Annotated in this window: 23 protein-coding genes and 1 tRNA gene; 17 read left to right on the top strand and 7 right to left on the bottom strand. The window is 43.5% G+C overall.

Features of this window, described 5'->3' with window-relative positions:
* The first annotated feature begins 8 nt into the window (after positions 1-8).
* From ENI34_05055 to ENI34_05015, 9 genes are all read left to right on the top strand, one after another.
* Entirely contained in the window at positions 9-1,079 is a 1,071-nt protein-coding gene (locus ENI34_05055; GenBank protein ID HEC78496.1) for a TOMM precursor leader peptide-binding protein, read from the top strand.
* The gene (locus tag ENI34_05050) at positions 973-2,400 is read left to right on the top strand and encodes a hypothetical protein (protein HEC78495.1); all 1,428 of its coding nucleotides are present in this window, start codon (positions 973-975) and stop codon (positions 2,398-2,400) included. The genes ENI34_05055 and ENI34_05050 overlap by 107 nt, the downstream gene beginning before the upstream one ends.
* Positions 2,401-2,403: 3 nt before the next feature.
* Positions 2,404-3,234 (top strand): SagB/ThcOx family dehydrogenase, encoded by an 831-nt coding sequence (locus ENI34_05045; GenBank protein ID HEC78494.1) that lies wholly within the window; start codon positions 2,404-2,406, stop codon positions 3,232-3,234.
* Positions 3,235-3,248: 14 nt separating this feature from the next.
* Positions 3,249-4,133 (top strand): ABC transporter ATP-binding protein, encoded by an 885-nt coding sequence (locus ENI34_05040; protein HEC78493.1) that lies wholly within the window; start codon positions 3,249-3,251, stop codon positions 4,131-4,133.
* Positions 4,126-4,860 (top strand): ABC transporter permease, encoded by a 735-nt coding sequence (locus ENI34_05035; GenBank protein HEC78492.1) that lies wholly within the window; start codon positions 4,126-4,128, stop codon positions 4,858-4,860. Before ENI34_05040 ends, ENI34_05035 begins: the two co-directional genes overlap by 8 nt.
* Positions 4,857-5,558: a hypothetical protein gene (locus tag ENI34_05030; GenBank protein ID HEC78491.1), complete on the top strand. Its 702-nt coding sequence runs from the start codon at positions 4,857-4,859 to the stop codon at positions 5,556-5,558. The genes ENI34_05035 and ENI34_05030 overlap by 4 nt, the downstream gene beginning before the upstream one ends.
* The gene (locus ENI34_05025) at positions 5,555-6,229 is read left to right on the top strand and encodes a hypothetical protein (protein HEC78490.1); all 675 of its coding nucleotides are present in this window, start codon (positions 5,555-5,557) and stop codon (positions 6,227-6,229) included. Before ENI34_05030 ends, ENI34_05025 begins: the two co-directional genes overlap by 4 nt.
* A complete protein-coding gene (locus tag ENI34_05020) occupies positions 6,226-8,346 on the top strand; it encodes a hypothetical protein (protein HEC78489.1) in 2,121 nt (706 codons plus the stop codon). The genes ENI34_05025 and ENI34_05020 overlap by 4 nt, the downstream gene beginning before the upstream one ends.
* A gap of 80 nt (positions 8,347-8,426) precedes the next feature.
* The gene (locus ENI34_05015) at positions 8,427-8,795 is read left to right on the top strand and encodes a hypothetical protein (protein HEC78488.1); all 369 of its coding nucleotides are present in this window, start codon (positions 8,427-8,429) and stop codon (positions 8,793-8,795) included.
* Between the two features lie 305 nt (positions 8,796-9,100).
* Here ENI34_05015 and ENI34_05010 read toward each other — a convergent pair whose 3' ends face one another.
* From ENI34_05010 to ENI34_04990, 5 genes are all read right to left on the bottom strand, one after another.
* On the bottom strand, positions 9,101-9,376 hold the full coding sequence (locus ENI34_05010; GenBank protein HEC78487.1) for a methyltransferase domain-containing protein: 276 nt from the start codon (positions 9,374-9,376) through the stop codon (positions 9,101-9,103).
* Between the two features lie 202 nt (positions 9,377-9,578).
* Positions 9,579-10,067: a hypothetical protein gene (locus ENI34_05005; GenBank protein HEC78486.1), complete on the bottom strand. Its 489-nt coding sequence runs from the start codon at positions 10,065-10,067 to the stop codon at positions 9,579-9,581.
* Positions 10,068-10,077: 10 nt separating this feature from the next.
* Entirely contained in the window at positions 10,078-10,491 is a 414-nt protein-coding gene (locus tag ENI34_05000) for a hypothetical protein (GenBank protein ID HEC78485.1), read from the bottom strand.
* A gap of 212 nt (positions 10,492-10,703) precedes the next feature.
* Positions 10,704-12,278 carry a T9SS type A sorting domain-containing protein gene (locus ENI34_04995; protein ID HEC78484.1) on the bottom strand — a complete coding sequence of 525 codons (1,575 nt, stop codon included), beginning with the start codon at positions 12,276-12,278 and terminating at the stop codon, positions 10,704-10,706.
* Between the two features lie 11 nt (positions 12,279-12,289).
* Positions 12,290-12,442, bottom strand: a complete 153-nt coding sequence (locus ENI34_04990) for a T9SS type A sorting domain-containing protein (GenBank protein ID HEC78483.1) — start codon at positions 12,440-12,442, stop codon at positions 12,290-12,292.
* A gap of 161 nt (positions 12,443-12,603) precedes the next feature.
* Between ENI34_04990 and ENI34_04985 the strand changes: the two genes are divergently transcribed.
* The 3 genes from ENI34_04985 to ENI34_04975 are packed head-to-tail and all read left to right on the top strand — an operon-like array spanning position 12,604 to position 16,538.
* Entirely contained in the window at positions 12,604-13,449 is an 846-nt protein-coding gene (locus ENI34_04985; GenBank protein ID HEC78482.1) for an acetyl-CoA carboxylase carboxyltransferase subunit beta, read from the top strand.
* Positions 13,427-14,497 (top strand): sn-glycerol-3-phosphate ABC transporter ATP-binding protein UgpC, encoded by a 1,071-nt coding sequence (gene ugpC / locus ENI34_04980; protein ID HEC78481.1) that lies wholly within the window; start codon positions 13,427-13,429, stop codon positions 14,495-14,497. The genes ENI34_04985 and ugpC overlap by 23 nt, the downstream gene beginning before the upstream one ends.
* Entirely contained in the window at positions 14,469-16,538 is a 2,070-nt protein-coding gene (locus tag ENI34_04975) for a PBP1A family penicillin-binding protein (GenBank protein HEC78480.1), read from the top strand. The genes ugpC and ENI34_04975 overlap by 29 nt, the downstream gene beginning before the upstream one ends.
* On the opposite strand, the gene ENI34_04970 is transcribed toward ENI34_04975, so the two are convergent.
* Together ENI34_04970 and ENI34_04965 are read right to left on the bottom strand one after the other, a co-directional pair.
* A complete protein-coding gene (locus ENI34_04970) occupies positions 16,539-17,030 on the bottom strand; it encodes a hypothetical protein (protein ID HEC78479.1) in 492 nt (163 codons plus the stop codon).
* Positions 17,031-17,047: 17 nt separating this feature from the next.
* Positions 17,048-17,131: transfer RNA gene (locus tag ENI34_04965), tRNA-Leu, on the bottom strand.
* A gap of 156 nt (positions 17,132-17,287) precedes the next feature.
* Here ENI34_04965 and ENI34_04960 point away from each other — a divergent pair.
* The 5 genes from ENI34_04960 to ENI34_04940 all read left to right on the top strand — a co-directional run bounded on the left by ENI34_04960 (position 17,288) and on the right by ENI34_04940 (position 24,821).
* Positions 17,288-19,030 carry a T9SS type A sorting domain-containing protein gene (locus ENI34_04960; protein HEC78478.1) on the top strand — a complete coding sequence of 581 codons (1,743 nt, stop codon included), beginning with the start codon at positions 17,288-17,290 and terminating at the stop codon, positions 19,028-19,030.
* 65 nt (positions 19,031-19,095) lie between these two features.
* Complete coding sequence (locus ENI34_04955; protein HEC78477.1) at positions 19,096-20,046, top strand: ABC transporter ATP-binding protein; 951 nt, start codon at positions 19,096-19,098, stop codon at positions 20,044-20,046.
* The gene (locus tag ENI34_04950; GenBank protein ID HEC78476.1) at positions 20,036-20,818 is read left to right on the top strand and encodes an ABC transporter permease; all 783 of its coding nucleotides are present in this window, start codon (positions 20,036-20,038) and stop codon (positions 20,816-20,818) included. Before ENI34_04955 ends, ENI34_04950 begins: the two co-directional genes overlap by 11 nt.
* Before the next feature lie 397 nt (positions 20,819-21,215).
* Positions 21,216-21,674 (top strand): hypothetical protein, encoded by a 459-nt coding sequence (locus ENI34_04945; GenBank protein HEC78475.1) that lies wholly within the window; start codon positions 21,216-21,218, stop codon positions 21,672-21,674.
* 60 nt (positions 21,675-21,734) lie between these two features.
* Positions 21,735-24,821: a PDZ domain-containing protein gene (locus ENI34_04940; protein HEC78474.1), complete on the top strand. Its 3,087-nt coding sequence runs from the start codon at positions 21,735-21,737 to the stop codon at positions 24,819-24,821.
* The last annotated feature ends 1 nt before the right edge of the window (position 24,822 follow it).

Genomic DNA, 24,822 nt, shown 5'->3' with positions numbered 1-24,822 from the left:
GGTTCTGCTTGAAAGAAAAATTTACACGACCTCAAATAAAGGAGTTTGTTCACTTTTTTCCACTGAATAAGAATGAATATCAAATTCGAATCGGTGAGGACGATTTCGTCTACAAACTTAAAGGCGAATCTGCTGACTATTTAACAAAAATTCTGCCTTATCTGAATGGTAAGTATACAATAAAAGAGATAATTAGCAAAACCCGGCTTAATAGAAAAATAGTGAGTTTGGTACTTGATAAACTGAAGGATTTTCTGATTGATGCAGAAACAATAAATAAAAGAAAATATAGGAAATTCCGGGATCAAATCAATTTCTTCAGTTTATGGTCAAAAAAACCAATGGTTATGCAAAAGATGATCACCGATTCCGTAATTTGTGTGGTAAATTATGGCAATCTTGCCTTTGAAATGATTGAATCATTATATGCTTCCGGGTTTCAGAAGATTTTTGTATGCGATGACAGTCGGGCGCTCAAAGAGAACAGATTTCTATCGGCGACGAAAATATATAAAAAAGATTCAAAACAGCGAATTTATCTAAACGATAAAAAAATATGTGAGAAAATTACCCTGATTGTTGTTTGTATGGATGCTTTTGATCCATCCTTTTGTGAGGAAGTAAACGAGTTTGCTGTAACGACCGAAAAACCTTGTTTCTTTTTACGTAAAAACGGTGTGGCAAGTGGTATTGTCGGTCCACTCGTGGTCCCTTTTCTTACTGCATGTTTTAAATGTTTAGATCTCCGTATTAAGGCGAATCTTGATTTTTATGACGAATATATCGCCTATGAAAATTACCTTCGAAAAAAAAGAGTCAATAAAGATACGCCGTGTTTAAAGAGTTTAGATAAAGTGCTTGCCAACTTGGCGATTATGGAAATCATAAAGTACATAACGGGTTTTGAGTCGCCAATAACTTTCAGTCGCTATCTTATTGTTAACCAAATTGATTTCAGTTTTGAAACACACGATGTCCTTAAACTTCCCCGCTGCCCGGTGTGCGGTGTTAGGGAAGATAGTTTTCGACTTCCGTGGCTCGAACCTATTGCTGAAGTATATAGTGATAAAAATGACTGAATCTCATTATACTATAATGATAAAAAAAGCGAAGAGATTGATTTCCTCACGGAGCGGTGTTATAAAAGGTATCTATCCCGCTTTTACTCAGCATTTTGATCCTGAAACTTTCTCATTCGGAACAGAAAAAACCGATACATCAAGATTTTTTTTGCATCAAGCCCCGGAGAGAGGCGGAGCTGCTGGGTGCAAAAAAGAAAACGCTTATATTGCTTCAATCGGAGAGGCGATAGAACGTTATTGTTGTGCAATATATAATCCAGAAGAGTTGATTTTTGATAGTTATAAAAATCTTTCTAAAAGAACAAATGTTGTTCACCCGGACAAATTTGCGCTCTTCAGTGAAAGGCAATACAAACTGAAAGGCTTCCCTTACAAGAAATTCACCGAAGAGAGCCGTATCAGCTGGGTAAAAGTTTTTTCACTTGTTAACAAAGAAGAAGTGTTTGTTCCTGCTCAAACAATTTTCCTTCCGTTTTCCCGGCGGAAAGAAGAAATTCCAATTTGCCCCATTACTTCAACAGGATTGGCTGCAGGACCATCCCGTGATTTTGCACTTCTAAATGCACTGTATGAAATCATAGAACGTGATGCATTTACGATTATATGGTTGAGTAAACTTACACCACCACGATTGAATATTCAGAATTTCAGGTTGCTTGATAAATTTTTTAAATCGAAGTTTTGTGTAAATAATTTCAAATATACCTTCTACGACATTACATTGGATATAAAAATCCCCACAGCTATGGTTATTCTTGAAGGGCAGATTGAAATAGGAAAAATTATTGGAGTCGGCTGTGGTACCCGTATAACAATGGAAGAATCGTTAAAAAAAGCTTTACTTGAAGTTTCTCAACTTCCCCCCTGGATCCGATATTCTTATCAAAAAGAACCAAAATGGAATTGCCGGCGCGATTTTTCCAATATAAGAAGCTTTGATGATCATGGACAATTGTATACCCGTCGAAACGATCTGGTGAAAAAGGCTTTTTCCTTTTTAAAGAAAAACAAATCAGGAAAAAAGATTTTTAGAAGGAACAAACAATACGAAAAACCTGGCGAGATATTGGAATTTTGTATCAAGGAAATCCGAAAACACGGTTTTGATATATTTTATCGCGATCTTACTACTTGTGACATTCGTGATGCTGGCTTCTGTGTTGTGCGAGTGATTGTGCCGGGGTTAATACCTTTGCACGGCGATCATCGATATCCTTTTTTGGGTGGTCAAAGAATTTATGATGTACCCGTGAAACTTGGTTTTATGAGTTCATGCTGTGAAAGTGATATAAATTTATATCCTCATCCTTCGGCTTAGAATATGCGAAAAAGAAAAAGAGATATTTTTGCCGAGCTTACTGATAATCATCTCTGGAATTTATGGGAAATCTTTCACGAGAACACTAAAATTAACAAATTATACAGCCGTGAGTATGGAACTTTTATAGAAACAGTTACACGACATCCTTATTTTTTGAAAAGAATGGCGATGTCATATAAACTCTATGCCGGCAAAAAACAGATAAAATTACCGAAAACTTTTACGAATTCACATAAAAGCATTGAAACAATTATCAGACAACGCCGTACAAGAAGAAATTTTAGCGGAAAGCCCATTACGATAGAAGAAACAGCAAAATTACTGTATTTTTCTTACGGCATTAATGCAAAAGTTCCCATTCCAAAGGATCCAACCGTGATTCAATTCTTACGGGTTACTCCCTCGGCTGGTGCTCTTTATCCCCTGGAACTTTACATAAACATTTTTTTGTCACAAGATATTAAACCGGGACTCTATCATTATAATGTATTACATCACGCGCTTGAAGAATTAAAATTGGGCGATTTTCGAGATTCTATTTCAAATGCATGTATGATCCAACAAATGATTAAAGGTGCGAATGCTGTTTTGTTTATAACGGGAATATTTAAAAGAACAACATTCAAATATCACGAACGCGGTTATCGTTTCGTTCTTATGGAAAGTGGTCATGTAGCTCAGAATTTATCCCTGATATGCGAAGCCATCAGTTTAGGTTCGGTTCTTATCGGAGGCTTCCATGATGATGAAATTAATTCTTTTCTGGAAGTTGATGGTGTTAATGAGGCTGTTTTATATCCGATTGTTATAGGTAAGCCTGTTTTTGAATAGAAAGAGAACACAAAATGGCTGCTATTAGATTCGAAAGAGTGACTAAAAAATATGATGGATTTACCGCCGTGGACGAAATCTCTTTTACTGTGGAAAAGGGAGAAATTTTTGGACTCTTGGGACCCAATGGAAGCGGCAAAACAACAATTTCAGAGATGATCGTTGGATTAAAAAAACCTTCATCCGGAGAGATTTCTGTTGCTAACGTGGATCCTTTTTTTCAACGGAAAAGGTTGGCAGGTATTATAGGCGTACAATTGGATTATACCGCTCTACCCTGGAACATAAAAGTAAAAGAAGCTGTTGAATTATTTGCTTCATTCCATAATATAAAATCATCCGAGCGGATACGATTCCTTCTGGAAAGATTTGGACTGGCGAATAAAAAGGAGCGGCTGTATAAACATCTTTCCCGGGGAGAAAAACAACGTCTTGGTATGATATTGGCTTGCCTTCACGATCCCCGGGTGTTGATTCTTGATGAACCGTTTTCCCGCCTTGATCCTGTTGCGCGGCAAAAATTTTTTGATTATTTGAAAGGTTGTAAAAAAGAAAACAAAACAGTCTTCATTAATACACACAATATTACAGAAGCAGATAAACTATGTGATCGGATTGGAATTATTCATAAAGGGAAATTATGTGCTATTGATTCACCGCAGAGTCTGGTGAAAAACATAGGATTTAAATTCCGCATAACATGCCCAGTGGATTTTTCTCTGAAGATAAATTCTCCAGTAACAAAGGTTGTTCACACAGCCGTAAATACATATTTTTTCACAAACCAGCCGCAAGAACTTATCCATGTATTGCAGAAATCCAATCAAAATTTTACGCAGAAAAATGTGGATTTAACGGATGTTTTCCTTCTATTAGTCGGAGAGGAATTCAATGACTAAATTGCTGAAGATCATCAGGATTGAATTGATGCTGTTTATCAGGCAGAGAGAATCGGTTTTCTATACTTTAGCTTTTCCCTTTATTTGTCTTCTGCTTTTTGCCGGCATTTGGGGTAAATTCCCTGGTTATATTAATACCTTAACGAGCGGGCTTACCGGTATGATTGCTCTCAATATCGCCGTATTCGGCGCGGGACTTGTCCTGAATTTTTACCGACAGCATGGTTTTTATAAAAGGCTTACAATTTCACCGGTCAGCGAATTAATATATCTCAGCGGTCTTATTATAAGCAGATTCATAATCCTTTTTGTTGTAGCCAATCTTTTTATGCTTTTTTCATATACAGTATTCGGATTTCGAATAAAGGGCAACATATTTGAGGTGAACTTAATTTTATTTATAGGAACATTATCATTAGCAGCTTTGGCGGTGTTTCTCGTTTCTTTAGGCCGAACACAGAGTCAGACAATTCAGACCGCCAATCTTTTGTTTTTCCCTATGCTTTTTCTCGGCGGCACTTTTTATTCTATCGACCATCTGCCGCAGTTTTTGAAAATAATTGCCCATGTGTTTCCTTATACCTATTTGAATAAAGGTCTTTCTAATATTATAATACGCGGCACACCTTTTTTCCAAAACATCACAGAATTGGGTATATTGCTCTTTTGGTTAATTCTGTGTCTGTCCCTTGCAGTCAAAAGATTCAAAAAAGAGGAGGTGTTATGAAAATCCCTGCAAGTTATATTTTTCTTTTACTGATAATCACACAGCTCAGCTGTCGTGGAAAACAAGAGGTCAATTCTGTTTTCCCTCCTGAGTCCTTAAAATATTATCAACAGCTCGTAGATAGTTCTCTGTATCGTGGAGATACTATCAAGGCACTGGTTGATTTGGAAAGAATTTTGCAGGTTAAAACAGATGAAGCTGCAATAAACAGGTATCGAGAGCTTTGTCTCAGTAAACAGGAAATTGAACGGGAAATTGGATTTTTCAAAAAAATGGTTCGTGTCGATAAAAACAAAGCCGATTTTCATTTTGCTTTAGGAATGGCTTATATCGACAAAATTCAGCATAGTCCCGGTCCAGAAGCCGGAATGCTTGCATCTTCCGCCATAGATGAGTTCAAAAAAACAATTGCTATAGATTCTCTTCATTGGTCGGCTCTTTATGCATTAGGTATGACTTATTATCATATGCCCCAGGATTTTAACTGCGACAGCGAAGCGATAAAGATCTTAAGTAAACTTCTGCAGATACAGGAGAAGACAGATACTTTACGACCTGAATTTGTATTCACGTATATCACGCTCGGTGATCTTTACAGAAAGGTAAAAGAAGAAGATAAAGCCACTGCAGTATGGAAGAAAGGATTCTCTCTTTTCCCTGATAATGACGTTCTTAAAAAACGATTAGGAATTGAATGATGTTGATATTTGCAATTTTTTTTCAGATTGACAGTGCATTGTATTACCTGGAACAAGGGACATATTTACAGAATATCAATATGCTTTTCAAAGCGGAATCCTTGTTGTTAGAAGAAACAGAGGGGGTATGTAACTGTACCACTTACTATTATCTAAGCGAAAGCAGCTATCGCATTCTCAACTATTACTACGTGGCAGGTAAGAAAGAGCGAGCAAAAGAATACTTGAATAAAAGTATTGAAAGGGTGAAGAAATCTATAGATATTGCGGTGGATTATTCCGATGCCCATGCCCTTTTGGGAACACTTTATGGTATGAAGATTGTTTTAGACGATAATCCTTTAGCCGGGATGATATTCGGACCCAAGTCAAAAAAAGAACTTGAAAAAGGTGTCGAACTTGATCCAGATAACCCCTGGGCACATTTACGTTTAGGTATTAGATACCTGCATACTCCTCAAAAATGGGGAGGAGATAAACAAAAGGCATTGGTTGAATTTTTGAAAGCCGTTGAGCTCTCTCCTGAAGTCGCTGAATTCTATGTTTGGTTGGGGATCGCCTATAAAGAAAATAATAATGTCAATTCGGCGATAAGGGTGATGAAAAAAGCTTTGGAGATAGAACCGTCTTATAAATGGGCAAAAATGGAATTGAAGAAGATTAAAGAATGATTCTTTTTTTTCTTTTTACCTATAATTTATTAACCGGCCAGGTCCGAGACAAGGACACTTCCCGACCTCTTTATCTTGTCGATGTCTATATTCAAGATAGCAAAATCGGAACGGCTACAGACGAACAGGGGAATTTTTCGTTACGATTACCCCATGCAGGTGAGTATACAGTAATTTTTTCACGTATCGGCTATCGTGAGGTTGAAAAAAGTATTTTACTGAAAGATTCTGAAATTTATCTTACGGTTTTGCTGGAAGAAGTCCCCATTAGTATTAAAGAAACAATTACCGCCACAAGTTCATATTTTATCTCTGAACAGACTGAGAAATCCGGCACTTTCTCTTCTCTGGATATCTATAATGATGTCGGTGGTGCAGCGGAAATGTTCTGGGTCATAAAATCCTTGCCGGGAGCGAATTCTGGTAGTGATATAGCGCCGATTTACCCCCATGGTGGAAGTCCTGAAGAAAATATCGTTTTGCTTGATTATACACCGATTATACATGCTTTTCATCAAGAAAACATTGGAGGTGGTCTTTTTTCAATTTTTGACCCTGTTGTATGTCGTGACGTAGCTATTTATCTTTCGGGATTTCCCGCTCAATATGGAAATAGTATTTCGTCGGTTGTAGACATTAAATCTAAATATAGAAGTTCACGGACATTTACCGGATCCTTAGGGGGTAGTAATGCTTCCCTGGGTTGCCACCTGGAATCATCGGTTACTCACAGAGTTTCATTAATCTGTTCCTACCGGCAAAATTTTACAGATTTTTTATTGAAAAAAGAAGATTTTAATATTACACCTTATTGGCGGGATTTCACGGCGAAACTGACTTATCATATAAATGACAGCGGCGAACGTATTGAATTACTCGGTCTTTTGACCCAGGATGCATTTTCCGTTGAGATTAACAACTTTGAATATACAGAAAAAGAGCAGAGTCGGATACTTTCATTAAATATGATCAATTTTATAAAAGAAAACGGTATTTCCATGCTGAACCTGGCATATTTGAATTATTCTCCCCGATATTATATACCTGGTATCTACGAGCATAAACCTACTGAAAGAAGTTATCACCTGACTGAAAACTTCAGTTTTATGCTGAACGAAAAATATAATATAAAAAGTGGTGCTGTGATTCAAAAAACAACATTTGATATATACAATTTATTCCCTGAGGACTCAACTCGATGGTGTGATACTTCTGTAACGAAAATAGAATATCGGGATACCGTGGAGAGATGGACAGCCGGGATTTACATTCAGAATGAGATTTCTTTTTTAGAAAGATATGCATTTAACGCCGGTGTCAGGTGTGATTATCAAGATGGATCAGGTTCTTTAACCTTAGATCCGCGCTTTTCCATCGGATATAATCTCTGGAATAATATACTATTAAATTTTTCCACAGGTGTTTACCATCAATTTCCTAAGATTGAGTACTATCTTCAGGGAACACCGGGATCACTCGAGGCCAGACATTATACTATCGGAATCAAAAAAGATTTTGGATGCTGGCTGATTCGAGGAGATTGTTATTATAAAGATTATCGTCATCTGTTGAGGTTTGAGAATAATGTATATACCAATAATGGATATGGTTACAGTCGGGGGGTTGAATTATTCATAAAATTTTCCGACTTCGGACCACTGAAGGGCTGGGGCGGTTACGGGGTCTGTGATTCAAAGAGAAAAGAAAAAACACTTGCTTCTTTACAAACCTCAGAATTTGAGGTTCCCTATAATTTCAATTTGATGCTGTCCTGTGACCTGTTCAATGAATTTAATTTTGGTATAAAATTTCAGAATGCAGCGGGCAGGGTTTACACACCGATCATAGATGTAGAATATGATTCAGTCCGTCAAGAATTTTATCCCCTTTTCGGTGCAGAATTCTCTGCCCGCTATCCACCGTATCAGCGACTTGATGTTCGTCTTCAAAAAAAGGTGCTGGTGTGGAGACTGGGGATAATCGGGTATTTCGAGGTGACGAATCTTTTGGACCGGCAGAACCCAGTGTCTTATTTCTTCGAAAGTTCAACCGGTGAGGTGAAGCCGTTTGTTTTGTACGGCAGAACCCTGATTCTCGGCTTTGTCGCAATGTTCTGACGATTAAAGCCTGATTTTTTCATTTTTCCCCTCTTGATTTAGCGGATAAATCAATTATACTCAGTACAAGAGGAGGTTTTATGGCACGTCATAACAAAATAATATTATCTGCGGTCTTTGTTTTTATGCTGTTTTTCAGTATTCAGTTTCTGTTCGCTTATGAACCGGCCAATGTCTGGAAATATACCAATCAGTCAGGAACCATATATACAGTGCCCGTGGGCAGAACTTTCTGGCTTTACGGAATGATGTTTCAGAGTGACCGCAGTTCGTCGGAGCTGCGTGTGAACGGTGAGATATTCTGGCGCGACGGTCCTGAAACAAATAGCTGGGGGCACAATTTTTATCCACCGATAAAATTCCCCAGTGGCACGGTGTTTTCCGCAGACCTTTTTCAAGCCTCGATAATGATTTACGGATATGAAGGGACTTCCAACTCCTCGGACTGAGGGAAAGGGGGAAATGGAGAAAGGGAGAAAGGGTGAAACGGGGAAACGGAGAAACGGGGAAAGGGCGGAGGGTATAGGGAGCGGTGCTGGAAGAAAGATCACCCCCACCTTAATCCTCCCCCCTCAAGGGGGAGGAGAAGAGGGGAAAGGGGGAGCGGGCTAAGAGCGAAGAGCGAAGGGTATAGGGGAAAGGGCGGAGGGCATAGGGAGCGGTGCTGGAAGGGATGCACTTCGTGCATGGAATGGAGCTGCGCTGGAAAAAAGGGAGATTCTTCGCGGAGTTTGTACTGAACAGAGGGAGTGTGCTAAGAGTCGGGCAGAGGCGTTATTTTGCAAAATAAACTGGAGCCGTCAATCTCACCGAGCAGCCCTGCTTCAGACTGGAGTTTGAACCAGTTCAACCGTTCGTCCCAGATTTTATCAGAGTAGCTTGAGAAAAACAGGGTTCCACGGATCTTCGTGACGCGGATGCTTTCCTGCAGCAGTTTTTTCGGTTCCACATCAAAGACCGCGATTCCATTTTGGATACATATAACGCAGTCAAAGAACCTGTCGGGAAAACCGAGTGCCGCTGCATTCATTGCATAAAGATGGATGTTTTGAAATTCTGACCTGACCGAACACGTAGTCCAATTCCGCTTTCAGGTATTGTTTGATCCGCGTTGGAGCAATCTCATAACACCGCCTTAAACGTTCACCGGAAAGCTTTTCCGCGTAATACTGTTTCATTTTTGTTCCACTTCCGAGGCGGCTGTTTTAAAACCGTCAAGAATTTTTTCTCTTTTATTCAGCTATTGTGTAAGACCAGTCAACCGGTTGCGGGATTTCCATGGTGCAAGTAAAGGTATCTTTGATCTTCAGCCGATCACCTTCTGACACCACTTGAAACAGACAGGCACCGATTGGTATGTTCCCGAAGTATATTTTCAGACAGTATTCTCCCACTTCATAAGGACCGAATATTTCCACGTAATAACTGTTTGTGCCGACCGGGGCGTCGTAATCTATTTCCAGACGCAGGCTTACATCCTGATAGAATTCGTGATACAGGGGCAGTGTTTTTTCAAAATCGTCCGTGAAGTAGATGTCGATGTGCACGCCGATGAGATAACCGAGTGTATCGTAGTAAGCTCCTGATGCATAAGCAAGCCAGATGTGCGGAGGAGTTTTGAAGTCCTCGTCGAGGATGTCAAAGACATTGGTTCTTTCATGACAGCCGGAAATCCACGATGCGACCAGAGCCAAGAGCATCAGCAGATAGAACTTTTTCATTTTTCCTCCCTTACAGTTCTTTTATTATACCCAGAGACCACTTGTTTTGACAGAGGTATTTAAACTCGAGAGCTGGAACAAGGGAGCTGGCTTTCGACTTCTTTATCTGTTTTATCTGATAATAGAGTGCCCGCCCTATAAAGAGCAGCGCACCGGCGGCACAGACGTTGCGGACCCCTTCGTAAAAAGACATCTTTTGCCAGTTTTCGAGGGCGGATTTTATTGAACGGCTTGTCTTATACTCATCGTATGCCTTATCGGCGTTTTTGTGGTAGAAAACAGCGCCGACGGTGAAACCGACACCGAGAATACCGTTGAACAGAGCCTTTTTTGTGTAGCTTTCTTTTACAGGTGTTTTTACCGGAATGACGGAGTCATCTACCACGTTGGTTGACAAAAATACACAGAGCAGAAAATGACCCATTGTTTCCTCCTTGGAGTATTATACAAATTCTGGTTTAAAAATCAACAGAAAAACAGCCGGCCACGCACATTTTTTGTCTATTAGGCAAAAGATAAAATTGTCCCGTTGAAAAGATAAAAGAGAAGGCAGAACAGAAAGACTAACTTTCCTTTTTAAAACAGATTATTCTGAAGGACGAAACAAGTACCTGATATCGAGTTAAAATATCGGAGTTATTTCACAAGCAAAAATTTCTTACTAACCTTGACATTATCCTGTCTAAGTACAACAAAATAGATACCACTGGAAAGATTCTTTGTATCTATTCTTTCTTGATAATAACCAGGAGGAATTTTCTCTTGCTTCAACACATTCATTCTTGAACCAGTGACGTCGTAAATCGATAACTCTATATCACTATACTTAAGTAAAGTATATGCGATATTTACTATCCCTCGACTCGGATTTGGATAAACCTCCAATTCATATCTTGATTCTGGCATCTTACTGCTCACTTCCTCAATCCCCACAAATGTACCTTTGGCATATTTGAAATAAGCGTTTGACGTTTGTGCAGGATAGCACACGTGAGATTGATCATTACTATCCAGTGCAAATGAAATATCTGCATGTGTAGTTAAAGTAGAAGAATCTGGTTCGATCCAGCCGCAATTATACCACATACCATTCTGTTTATAAGAATAACAAGGATGCGCAACCATCGGATCTGGTAAATAAGCAATATGTGGATTATCCAGACTATCTAAATCAAGGTCAATTCTGATGCCTGTCCAGCCTAAATCGTTACCTGTATATTCATGTTGCCAGGAAAAACCATCCCACCAGGAACACCATAGACCTCCACCTGCGCTGTGAGCAATGAATGGATAACCTTGGCTATTCAATGACAGAGAAACAGGAATTCCTGCTTGGATATCACAAAGTACTGGGTCTACGATCCATTTACTGAGTGTATCATCATAATAAGCAATCTTCAAAGTATCACTGTTATAAAGTGCATAAACATGGTAAAAAGCAATATACGGTATATTTTTACTGCTAAATTCTAATGATGGACTGTAATCAGTTGGTGCCTTTTGAATATTTGCATAGGCTGAATCATACTCCACCACCGATGTATCCCAATCTATCCCGTCATAATGGGCATATTTAATGTAATGCAGTGAATCCTCAACATTCCAGACAATATAGGCGATTCCAGGTAAACCCAAAGTATCAATGTTAATCGATGAATTAATATTCTCGAAGTAGTTGCCAAGCCAACCATTAATTGAATCAAGTGTATCAATTATCCAATTATCTTGCCGACAGCCATGACAGATGTAAGTTTTGCTAAAAGAACTATCTTTACAAACATAATAGCTGATATGGGGATTATTATTACTATCACAAATTATAGAAAAACCAAAACACAGGTAAGCACTGTCTACCATCTCCTTCTGCCAGACACCACTACTGCGATGGGCATAGGCCACACTCTTCATATAAATTTTGTCATAAACAATATGTGGAATATTATTGGTATCGATTGTAAGAGAATTGAATTTAGGGCAAGCTGCACTATCAACAACTTCATATTCCCAATCTCTCCCATTATAAAGTTCTGCCCTTTGTTCGGGAACTAATGGCTTATTTAAGATTCTATCGGGACTTATCTGACCATAACCGAAGATAAAAATAAGTATTATTAGAAATTTTTGCACAATAGGTTCCTTTGTTTGCTTTACCGTAATCCTCTCTTTTAAGGAGAGGATTACGGTGCAGAAAGATAAGAACAGCAAGAGCATTTTTTACCCTTTTATTTTACAACAAGGAATTTTCTGGTCACCTTGTCATTATCCTGTCTAAGTACAACAAAATAGATACCACTGGGAAGATCCTTTATATCTATTCTTTCTTGATAATAACCAGGAAGTAGATTTTCTCGTTTAGTGTAGTGGCAATAAAACATTTTCCTGTGTACATCATTCGAGCCTCCCTTTTTCTATAATTTTTCAACCCTTACCGTTCTTACTGTTAATAATAACAAAATTTTTCGTGTTGTCAAGATTTCTTAACACTCAGACATTTTTTGTCTTGACAATCTTTGAAAATAAGTTAGTATTATAGTCTATGTGGTTTAAGAAGAAGGTCAAGGCAAAGCCGGAAGAAAAGCTGCAGCTTCCCAAGGATTTGTGGGTGAAGTGCGAGACGTGCGGCGAGATTCTTTATCGGAAGGAGCTGGCAAAGAATCTCTGGATATGTCCGAAGTGCACGTTCCATTTCAGAATAAGCTGCCGCAATTACATCTCGCTCCTTCTTGATGATGCAGCACTCCAGGAACTGAACGGCAACATCGAGGCGAAGGACCCGCTGGATTTCCCCAATTACAAGAAGAAACTGAAAGCCGCCCAGGAAAAGACCAAGATGAAGGAAGGGGTGGTCTACGGTCATGCCAAGATAGGAGGCATCCCCGTGGTCTTTGCAGCGATGGACTTTGGTTTTATGGGCGGAAGTATGGGGTCTGTCGTCGGTGAAAAGATCGCCCGGGCGATCAGACTGGCGCGCAAAGAAGGGGTTCCTTTGATAATCCTGTCCGCCTCAGGCGGAGCACGGATGCAGGAAGGGATCTTTTCATTGATGCAGATGGCGAAGACGTCGGCTGAACTTGCACTCCTTGCAGAGAAAGGGCTTCCCTATATATCTGTTCTCACCCATCCCACCACTGCCGGAGTGATGGCGTCCTATGCGTCGCTCGGAGACATTATAATCGCCGAACCCGGCGCCCTGCTCGGTTTTACCGGCGCCCGGGTGGCGGAGCAGACAATCGGCGAGAAGTTTCCTCCGGGGCTTCAGCGCTCAGAGAGCCTTCTGGCACACGGTCTGGTGGACCTCATCGTGTCAAGAAAAGAGCTGAGAAACACCCTCATAAGGATATTAAAGATCATCTGGAAGAATGGCTCATCTTCTGCTGAATAAGGTTACAAAAATTTACGACAAAAACATCTATGCAGCGAAAGACATAAGTTTTGACGTGAAAGACAAGGAGTTTACTGTTCTTGTAGGTCCTTCAGGATGCGGCAAGACCACGACCTTAAGACTGATCGCCGGTCTGGAACAGGTCGATTCAGGAGAGATCTTCATCGACGAAAAGTGCGTTAATGAACTCTCTCCGAAAGATCGTGACATAGCAATGGTCTTTCAGAACTATGCACTCTATCCCCACATGAGTGTTTACGATAATATCGCATTCGGTCTGAAGATGCGCCGTTTTCCCCGCGATGAGATAAGAAAGCGGGTTTTCGAGGCTGCTGAGATACTGGGTATAAAAGATCTGCTTCAGAGAAAGCCCAGACAGCTTTCCGGCGGACAGAGGCAGCGGGTTGCCGTGGGCAGGGCGATCGTCAGACAGCCGAAACTGTTTCTGTTTGACGAACCGCTTTCAAATCTTGATGCAAAACTGCGGGTGCAGATGCGTGCCGAGCTTTCCCGTCTGCACAAAAAATTCGAAGCGACGGTGATTTACGTGACCCACGATCAAATCGAGGCGATGACCCTCGGTGAGAAGATCGTCGTGCTTAAAGACGGAGAAATTCAGCAGTGCGCCGACCCCGCTACCCTTTACAATCACCCGAAGAACAAATTCGTCGCCGGTTTTATCGGCAGTCCGCCGATGAACTTTATTGAAGGAGTGGTCAAAAAGGTCGACGATAAAATAAAGTTTTTCAATCCGAACATAACCTTAGATTTGAACAAAGAATTTGAAAGATTTCTGAACCGTGACGTCATAATGGGAATAAGGCCGACAGATTTTTCAATCAGCCGGGGTTCACCGGTCAATATCGTCGTGGACGTGATTGAGCCGATGGGCAGTGAACTTTTTGTTTACGGCAGATGTCGGGAGCTTCTGCTCGCCGCGCGCCTGCCCGCGGATACCCGGACCGAACCCGGCGCAGCGCTGAGGTTGAGGGTCGAGCCTGAAAAACTATATATATTCGATGCGAAGAGTGAAGAAGCGCTCAATTAAGCACCACCGTATCCGGTGGATTATAATCATCGCCGTCTCCCTGCTGTTCGGCATCGGTGTGGGCGGTTATTTTTCCGTGGTCAAGGACCTGCCGTCGGCAGAATCAATCTCCTTTTTTATGCCGCCGGTGGCGACCCGGGTGTACGACGACAACGACAGTTTAATCGGTGAATTTTTCATTGAAAGGAGGGAGCTGACGTCCCTTGACCGGGTCCCTGATTACCTTAAAAACGGCCTTATCTGCATTGAAGACAAACTCTTTTATAAACACTGGGGCGTTGACATCCTGGGACTGTTAAGGGCGTTGATTACGAACATTCTTCACGGAAAGGTGGTGCAGGGCGGCAGTACCATCACGATGCAGCTGGCGCGCAACATGTTTCTCACAATGGAACAGACAATGGGTAGGAAGCTGAAGGAGATAGCCCTGGCGATAAGAATCGAGCGGGCGTACACCAAGGACGAGATTCTGGAAAAATATCTGAATCAGATAAATTTCGGACAGGGACGTTTCGGCGTCGCCACCGCTGCAAAGTACTACTTCAACAAAGATATTTCAAAACTGAATCTTGCTGAGTGTGCACTCTTGATCGCCATTCCCAAGTCGCCGGAGACTTATTCGCCTTACAAAAATCCTGAGCTCGCCAGACAGCGGCGCAATCTCGTGTTGAAGAAGATGCTGGAAGGAAACGTCATATCACCTGCTGAATACGAGGAGGCGGTCAACGAACCGATTAAGGTCGTTGAACAGAAGGTTGAAAAGAAGGTCGGAGAGTATTTTTTAGAAGAGATAAGGCGCTATCTTGAACTGAAGTACGGTCCGGAATTTCTCTACCGCAGCGGCGCGAACATCTACACGACGATGAATGTGAAAATACAGAAGACCGCTGAGGAGATTCTGGAAAAACACCTCGCCGGCATTGAGAAGGAGTACAAGTTCAAGAACGCCAAGGCAGTATTCGATTCAATCGGCGTCAGTGACACGCTTTCGTATTCTCCTTATCTCCAGGGTGCCCTGGTCTTTGCCGATTACCACACCGGTGAAATCAAGGCGTTGATCGGCGGCAGGGATTTTTCCCAGAGCAAATTCAATCGGGCGACCCAGGCGCGCCGTCAGGCGGGCAGTGCATTTAAGATCTTTGTCTTCACTGCGGCGCTGGACAACGGTTTCACACCGGCGGACGTTGTGCTCGACCTTCCCATTGTGCTTGAGGTGCCGGGTATGGACAGTATTTACAGACCGTCGAATTACGACCGTAAGTTTATGGGGCCGATCACGTTGAAGCAGGCGTTGAAGTTTTCCCGCAACCTGGCGGCGATAAGGTTGATTCGGAATATCGGCCCTGAGCTTGTCGTCAAGTACGCCCACAACCTCGGTGTGAAGTCGCCTCTTCTCGCAGTGGTCTCCCTTGCCCTTGGTTCGTGTGAGGTGAGTCTTATGGAGATGGTGAGTGCCGTGGGCACGATCGCCAACCTCGGTGAAAAGGTTCCAACGACCCTGATACGGAAAATCACGGCTCGGGACGGCACCCTCATTGAGATAAACGCGCCGATTCCCGAACAGAAGTTGTCGCCGCAAATCAGTTATATCATGACCAATATGATGCGGGCGGTTGTGGACGGCGGCACGGCATATCGGGCACGACACTATTATAAAGGGCCCGCCGCAGGCAAGACAGGCACCACCAATAATTATTCAGACGCCTGGTTTATCGGTTTTACACCGAAGTACGTCTGTGGAATATGGGTGGGCAATGATAACAACGACCGCATCTATCGGGGGGCGACCGGCGGCAACGTCTGTGCACCGATCTGGGGTGAGCTGTTTTCGAAGATCGATTCACCACCGTTTGAAGAGTTTCCTCAACCACCCGGCCTGGTGAAGTGCAAGATATGCTCAAAGACCGGTCTTCTGGCAAATGAGTACTGTCCCAAGCCGATCGAAGAGGTCTTTGTGAGGGGCACAGAACCGAAAGATTCGTGTGACCTGCACGGTTTCAGTGAACAGTTTGATTCCCAGAGTGAGTTTGATAATTTTTAATTAATGTCGGGTTTTCAACAAAGACAAAAGTATTACTACACTCGTAACCAGTATCGTGGAAAGCTCGCCCTTCAGATTTTTCAACCGGTATTCGGTTCTTTTCGTCGGAAGATTCTTCAGGTATTCTGTTTCACTGCGGGCGATAATGGAGTATTCCGTGATAAAGACGATGATCAAAAGTGTTCCCAACCAGAGAGGCGGATTAAAGAGGATAACCACGCCGCAGACGAGCAGGAAATTCCCCGTGTATAAAGGATGTTTCAGATATTTATAAGGACCGTTTATGACGACGTATTCCGCATCGAATCTGTTTTTTCTGGACCGTTCTCCCAGGTAGCCCGCAGCCCAGAGCCGTAATGCCAATCCCAGAGCGATCAGAACATAAGCAGGCACCGGTATACAGACCGGTCTTGAGAAGAGCAGAAGAAGAATGAAAAAGGGAGCACTGATCACTCCCCGGTATTTGAATAATATCTGACCGCAGCGGAACATTCTTTTTCTGGCAACTATGCCGGGAAGGGGATTTGAACCCCTACACCTTTGCAGGCATTAGGTCCTGAACCTAACGCGTCTCCCAATTCCGCCATCCCGGCTTATCCTTATGATATTCAATTATTCATTAAAGTCAAGCAGGGAAAAGACTGAAGGCGTGAGTGGAAAGCCTGTGCTTGACAGGTGTTTTGTTTTTTCTTATAATACAGATATACTGGAGGTGATATGTGCTGAATTATAAAATATTATGGATTTTAATGACGGTAATTATTTTCTCTTTTGGCGCTTCTCCGGCGGTCACACACTATGAAGCGTTGCCCAGATTACGCGGTGATGAAAAGGTCGAGGTGGTGGTCGGTCCTCCGTATCTCGGCGGACGGCAGTCACCAGGCGACCAGATCGGCACGACCGCCTATGATATACAACAGGTCTGCGGCGGCGGAGGTTCTGCCGGCCATCGGTTAATGGTTGATGATTACGGCCAGGCGCACATCGACTGGATGTGGCAGGATTATCCCGGTCAGACAATGAGATATTGTGCCTGGAACGCACGTTTTACTGATGGAACTTATTATGGTGAGACCCAGGCGTCAGGTTCCTGGAGCGGCTATGTTCAGATAGATATAACAAGGGATTCTGACCCTGACAGTCAGAGGTCGGTGATTGCCTATCAATATGATGCCGGGACAGGATACTATTCCTGGATTGACATCGACGGCGTGAATCTCGGAGGTTTTTGGCCCAATGACCCCAAGACTCCGGGAGTGGCTGACCACATCTGGCCGGTTATCTGCGTGGCGAATAATAATAATATTCTTATGGCGACCGGTGACTATAATGCCGCTGAACATCATCTTTATTTAACGACTGACCTGGGCGAAACCTGGATGAATATATTCAATTTTGATTCCTGTGCCACACTTTCGTACTACCTTTGTGCTTCAAAGAATCCAACTTCGCAGAAAGTCGTCTTTACCCACACTCAATTCATTACGGATTCCCTTGCCGCTGGTCAACTCGACAATGATGTGTGGTATATGATTTCAACTGATAATGGAATGACCTGGGGAGAATGTATAAATTTGACAGAGTATCAGCCGACCGACACAATGCGGGCATGTTGCGACCCGTATGCGATATTTGATGCCGACGACGTTCTGCATATCGTCTGGACCGTCAGGAAGGTTGATACAGCGGCATACTATCAGGCATCCAAGATTCTTCACTGGGATGAGCTAAATGATACAGTCACCGTGGTCAACAGTCCCAGCATCTATTATAATGAACCGGGCGGTTGGTGGATCGGTCCGTCAGATGGTGGAAATTACGGCGCCTGGCGTGTACCGGCAGACAAACCGGTGTTGATCTGTGATACAACAGATAACTATCTTTACTGCATCTGGGGTGGTAATGACGACTACACTGATTCTTCCGCGGCAGGCTATATTAATGATGAGATTTACGGTGCCTTTTCCACGGACCGCGGTCTTACCTGGTCAGATTATGTCAATCTGACCAATACCCGGGCGCCGGGAGCAGAGCCGGGTGCGTGCTATGACGAAGATTGGGCGACTGCCCATCTAACAGTTGTCCACGATTCAATCTTTGTCACATACGTGGAGGATAAGGATGCAGGTTCCTGTCCACACGGTGAGGGGACTCTGACCGAGAACCCGGTGCGCTGCTGGGTTTTCCCGACCAGTTTGATCACAGGCGCTTGTGAGGAGTCAAAAGAAGAGCCGCTTCCATACGATTTTGAGGTTTATCCGAATCCGTTTTCAAGGCTGCTCAATGTCGGCTTTGGCAAAGGGCGTGGACTAAAGAACATAGAAGTAACAATCTTTGATGTGTCGGGAAGAGAGGTGTTAAAAAAGAGGGAGACATCGGGAATCAGTGAGACCGTGAAATTGGACACCAGAGACCTTGCCTGCGGAGTGTATTTCATCGGTGTAGAAGCAGGTGGAGGTGCTGAAGTCAGGAAAGTGGTGAAGGTGAAATAGGAAAGAGTGCAAAACAGAGACATAAACCACCTTGCCAAAAAGAAGAATCTGTGTATTATTTATCAATGAATATTCTAGAATGCAGGGGTTTGTGTAAAATTTATAAAACCAGAAAACAGAAGATCAAGGCGGTCGATAACGTCTGGTTCAGCATCAGAAAAGGTGAAATCGCAGGGCTCTTAGGACCGAACGGCGCAGGAAAGACGACGACCATCAAGTGTTTGTGCCGTCTGCTCAATCCGACGTCAGGTGAGATCTCGATTTACGGCACCGACGTAATCAAACATCCGCGTTTTGCATTTGAAAAGATCGCCGCGGTTCTCGAAGGCAACCGCAATGTTTACTGGCGCATGAGCACTAAAGAAAACCTCAGGCTGTTCGCGGGATTACACGGTTATTCCGCCCGTCAGGTGAAGACCCAAATTGAGGAACTGGTCGACCTGTTCGGACTGCGCGAAAAGATCAACACCGAAGCGCGATTTCTCTCACGCGGCATGCAGCAGAAACTCGCCATCGCCTGTGCCCTTATTAAAAATACCGACATCCTGCTTCTGGACGAGCCGACGCTCGGTCTTGATGTCGAAGCGACTTATGAAGTGCGCAACTTACTGAAACAGAACGTCGCCGCTCAAGGAAAGACCATCCTTCTCAGTTCACACAATATGGGTGTGGTGGAGCACCTCTGTGAGCGTGTGATAATAATAAATCAGGGGAACATCATCGCCGACGAAAAGATCGAGAAGATAAAAGAGTTCTTTAAGGTCAACACGTATAAGTTCGAGATAAAGGGTGAGATTGATGATACTTTAAAAGCCGAGTTTTCAAACAAGTTTTTGGGTGCGAAGTTTGTGAAGGACAAGACGAAAACAGCGATTTACATTGACCTGAAAGACTCGATGCGGATTTACGAGGTGCTCGACATCCTACGGAAACAGAATATCAAGCTGTTGAACCTCCAGTCGACTGAACCCGACTTTGAAAAGATTTACCTTAAACTGGTGAAAGATGAAAAATAGATATTTGATTCTTTTCAAGACAATCTTTTTGAAAGAGTGGATTCACCTCAAACGGTATCCGTTCAACACGATTTCCGCAATAGTCACAATCTACCTGGTCTTTCTGCTCTTTTTCCTGGGTTATAAGTTCATCGGCGGGAACCAGCCGTCGTTTTCCAGAACCACTGAGGGATTCATCGTGGGGTTCTTTATCTGGACGTATTCAATCGCCGCTTACAGCACGCTCTCCTGGGGCATTATTCAGGAAGCGCGGGCAGGAACTCTGGAACAGCTCTATATGACACCTCTGGGTTACGAAACCGTGGCGGTCTTTACGGTAATCTCGAACTTCATCTGGAGTCTGGTCTGGGTGATACCGATTCTCGTTTTGATGATGGTCACCACCGGCAGATTTTTGCATTTCGACCTCATCACTATTGTGCCTCTTCTGATTCTGACGATCGCCAGCGGCTACGGAATAGGTTTCATCACCGGCGGACTCGGTCTCATATTTAAAAAGATCCAGGCTTTTTTCCAGATACTGCAGTTCATCTTCGTCGGCTTCATCGTGGCACCGATTGACAAAGCACCGATATTAAAGATTCTACCTTTTTCACTGGGAACTCATCTGATCGGCATGAATATGATGGATAAAGTGCCTATTTACAAAATGCCGGTTTATGATATTTTAATCTTAATCGGGAACGCCCTTTTTTATTTGATAACCGGATTTTTGATCTTCAGGTTCTGCGAAAAGGTGGCAAAGGACCGCGGCCTTTTAGGCCATTATTAAAAAATTATTGAGTAAAAGTTTTAATCGCTAATAGCCGACCTTCTGCTGCTGCAGAATATCAGCAAGCTTCCCGATTGCACATTCACTGCCTCTTTCCAGGGGGCATTTCCATCCCGCATTCATATGTTTTGCCGGACACATACGCGGTTTTTGAACATTGCTGAACGGACAGATATAATATTCCTGCTTCTTTTCTTCAGCCATTTTTATTACCTCCTTTTTAAAATCGGCTTATTCAACAAAATCATCGATAATATAATAATTACGATGCCTTAATTCTATGGTAAATTTTGCGATTGTCAAGCAATTATGTGGACGTCTTGTTGACACAATCAGTAAAGAAAGATATAATAAAAGCATTAATCCATAAATTTATACAAAAATAAAAGGAGAATATATGATAAAAAAAGCATCTTACGTGACGATATTTGGAGTCATCATCACGGTTATGGGGGTAATCACCCTTCAGCACAGACTTCCGGTCGGCCCCGTGGTTTTCGGCTTGACAGTAGTACCTTTTGCGGGTTTGATTATTGCACAACGTTCTCTAAGACGGGCAATCCCGGATTTGATCTTCGGGGCTCTGGATACCGGACTCTTGACGATCCCGGCGCTGTGGGGCGGGACATTTTTTGGCGTTATGGGTGCAATCGCCGGCAGCGTGATCGGCGATGCGCTCACCGACGGCATCGCCGGTTTTATTGAAGGCGGAATCGCAGAGTGGCTGCGCAAGAAAGGAATCGAGGAGTCACGGGAACCGGTGACGACCGCCCTGGGTAAGATGGCGGGTTGTCTTTTAGGAAGCGGTTTTGTTCTGACCGGCGCTCTGATTATCGGTGTTCATCCAAGATGCTGATTATCCGATAAAAGCACGAATATTCCTTGACAACAAAGTGGTTTTAATATATCCTTCTTTATGAAGAAGATAACTTTATTCATTCCCGTCATATTTTTTGTGTTGTCGTATTCAACCGTTTTCAGTGAAGAGATAAGGGATATGCAATTTCCTGCACCCTCGCCCGACGGCAGTAAAATCTCTTTTTCCTATTATGGGGACATCTGGATCGTCAGTGCAGACGGAGGCAGGGCAGAGCGGTTGACTGTTCATACCGGCTACGACGGTGTTTCGTACTGGTCTCCGGACGGAAAGTGGATTGCCTTTGAGACCGACCGCTGGGGAAATGAAGACATCTGTGTAATCCCTGCTGACGGAAGCGCTCCTTCAAAGCGTCTGACGTATTACTCGATGCACGACATCTTATACGGCTGGACTCCGGACGGCGAATATGTCCTTTTCGGTTCGTACCGACACACCCTGATGTCCGCCCTCTATAAAATTTCCATTAACGGAGGACTGCCGCAGATGATCACCCGATTCAGCGCGCGTGACGTCTGCTTTATGCCCGGCGGAAAAGAGTTTTACTACGTGCGAGGCGGAGCACCCTGGTGGCGCAGAAAATACAAGGGAGGCAATAATCAGGACATCTGGCTGAAGAGCTTACCCGACGGCCCATCCCGGCGCATCACCGAGACACCGGGCAGGGACGGTTATCCGATGTACTCACAACTGGATAACAAATTGTATTTTCTGAGCAATCGTGCAGACGACGGCGTGAACAACCTCTGGAGAATGGACCTGAACGGCGGGAATCCCGAGCAACTGACGTTCGAGGCCGAGGATATTCACTTTCCGAAGATTTCCCGGGACGGTTCTGTAATTGTTTACGAGTGCAACGGTTATCTCTACAGATACGATGTTGCGGACGGCAGGAAGAAAAAGATCTCTGTAAGGGTAAATCAGGGCTTCAAAGAGAACGTATTCACCTACAAAGTATTCAGCCGCGATGCCACGGAGTTCGCCCTTTCTCCTGACGAAAAAGAGCTTGCATTCGTCGTCCACGGTGACATTTTCGTGATGTCTTTGAAAGACCGCAAACCCGATAAGGTCGTCCAGGTGACCAACACTCCTTATATAGAAAAACACATTTCTTGGCATCCGGAAAAAGAGCTTCTTGTCTTTTCGTCAAGGGAAGACGGGGACATGGATATCTGTACGGTTGAACCGGCGACCGAGGAGAAGTTTTACGACGATTTGATATTCAACACGAAAAAGATACTCGACACTCCGGAGACCGAGATCAAACCGGTCTTTTCGCCCGACGGTGAACAGATTGCTTATTTCAAGCACCGACGGGAGCTTTACGTGATGGACAAGGACGGCCGTTTCAGCAAGAAACTATGTCCGGAAAACGACGTGCTCTGGATGGACTGGTCACCGGACAGCAAATGGATTACCTTCAGTCGGACGACTCTCGGCTGGCGCGAAGATATCTTCGTCGTCCCGGCAGACGGCAGTAGAGAGCCTGTAAACATCTCAAATCATCCCAACGACGATTACAAACCGATGTGGAGCAGCGACGGCAGAAGGATCGCTTTTGCTTCACGCAATGCGACCGGCGACCTGTGGATGAAGTATGTTTTTTTATTAAAAGAAGACGAAGAAAAGGACATGGATTACTGGGAGAACGAAGAAGAGGATACTACAGGCAGCGTCGTCGTGAAGATCGATTTCGATAATATCGAAGAGAGAATTCACACCGTGACAAAGGTCGACGGATATTATAACTACGTCGCCCAATCGCCGGACGGTAAACAGTTTGCCATTTATTCAAATGCCCTGAACAGCAACGACATCTGGACCGTGGATTGGCTCGGAAAAGACCTCAAGCGGGTGACAAAGGGCAATGTGAGGCCGCAGCAGTTTACAATCACTGAAGACCGAAAGAAAATCTTCTATGTTTCAGGTTCGGGGAATTTATTCTGCGCTGATATCACAAGCGGGCAGTCCACGCCGCTCGGCTTCAACGTCAAGATCGGCATAGACAGACTTGAAGAGCGGAAAGAGGTCTTTGACGAAGCGTGGTGGGCGCTCCAGGACGGTTTTTATGACAGTGATTTTCACGGCATAGACTGGCGGGCGATGTACGACAAATACAGGGACCGGGCATTGAAGATGAGGACGATTCGCGAGTTTCACAATATCATAAGGATGATGATCGGTGAGTTGAATGCCTCTCATCTGGGTGTCTGGAAGAGCCGCGATTACAAAGAAACGACCGGTGCCCTGGGAATAATCTATGATGACAGATACCAGGGTGATGGAGTCAAGGTTAAAGACCTTATTCCGGACTCGCCGGCGGCGGAAGAGAAAGTGGGGATTGAACCCGGTGACGTCATCACCCACGTCAATGGAATCGAGATAAAAAAAGGAGACAACTTCTATGCCCTTCTTCAGAACAAGAACGGCAAAGAAATTATGCTCACCGTCAACAAAAAAGGAGAAGTGAAGAACGTCAAGGTCACACCTGAAACCCCTTATGCGATAATGCGCTTGATCGACAAGAACTGGGTGGAGTCGAACAAAAAATATGTTCACAAAAAATCGGACGAGCGACTGGGTTATCTCTACATCGCGTCGATGAGCACTTCCAGCCTCAAAAAGTTCGAGAACGATTTATACAAAGAGATGGACAAAGACGGCCTCATCATTGACATACGGTACAATGGAGGCGGCAATATCCACGACGAACTTTTGAATATCCTGCGCAGAACCGCGTACGCTTACTCAAAAGAACGCGGGGGTGATAAAGAGTACAGCTCTCTCTTTAAGTGGGATAAACCCACGGTTCTGCTTATCAACGAATACTGCTACAGCGACGCTGAAATTTTTCCGGCGGGGTTCAAAGAATTGAACTTGGGGCTTGTTGTGGGCACGCCGACTTTTGGTGCGGTGATCGGCACGAACGACATAAAACTGCTGGACGGTTCAAGTTTCCGTGTGCCGGGTACGGGTTGGTTTATGCTCAATGGTGTGAATTTGGAGAACACACCGGTTGAACCTGATATTTATGTGGAAAATATACCTGAACAGGATGGTTCAAGTGAAGACGCCCAGCTCACCAGGGCGATAGAGGTTTTGCTTGAACAGATTGAAAAGAGGTGAT

Source organism: candidate division WOR-3 bacterium, from assembly GCA_011052815.1.
GTDB lineage: Bacteria > Hydrothermota > Tepidihabitantia > SM23-42 > SM23-42 > DRIG01.
Note: the sequence above shows the minus strand (reverse complement) of the source record. Positions and strands in the feature narration are given on the sequence as shown.